Below are 536 nucleotides of genomic sequence, written 5' to 3'. Positions count from 1 at the left end.
CACTAACGCAACCAGTATTTCATTGATGCGGTCTAAGCCTGGTTTTGTCTTACCACTACGCCAATGGGCGATCGAGCTTTTGCTAATGTTTAGCTCATCGGATAAGGCATTTACCGAGACCTTATAGCGGGCCATGGTCTCAGTAAGGCGGAAGATTATTTGACTCATGGTTATTCCTCATTCTTGATTGTTCTCACTTGGAGGCGTCAACAACCTAGCCTCAATCGCTTCCCATTGCTTACGAGAAACACGAACAGCGGAATTCTTGCAGTCGATGATGAGTTTGGTAGCGTAGAGGTAGTTCGCTTGGGCTTGGGCTTCTTCAAGTGAGAACGTTATGAGCTCTTTTTCTAAGTGGAAGAAGGTTAGAAAGGTTTCAAGCAATTGATCAGCTAAACTGTGCCATTCTTCAGGTGTAGCTTCATCGGAAGGAACTTGTTCTTTCAGTTCTTCTAGCTTTTTGGAAAGAGCCTTGTAGTCGATGACGATGATGCTGGCTCTGCGGCTGACTTTGTCGATGGCGATGGCGATGGTGT

General features: G+C 45.9%; 2 protein-coding genes. Both read right to left on the bottom strand.

Annotated features, from left to right (window positions below; genetic code table 11):
* The coding region (locus DXZ20_RS38755) for a helix-turn-helix domain-containing protein (RefSeq protein WP_431732104.1) at positions 1 to 168 on the bottom strand (168 nt) is incomplete at its 3' end.
* A 9-nt stretch (positions 169 to 177) separates the two neighbouring features.
* Positions 178 to 536 (bottom strand): NACHT C-terminal helical domain 2-containing protein (locus DXZ20_RS37610; protein ID WP_431732083.1); only part of this gene is annotated, 359 nt, incomplete at its 5' end.

The organism is Adonisia turfae CCMR0081 (assembly GCF_011009555.1).
Taxonomy (GTDB): domain Bacteria; phylum Cyanobacteriota; class Cyanobacteriia; order Phormidesmidales; family Phormidesmidaceae; genus Leptothoe; species Leptothoe turfae.
Note: the sequence above shows the minus strand (reverse complement) of the source record. Positions and strands in the feature narration are given on the sequence as shown.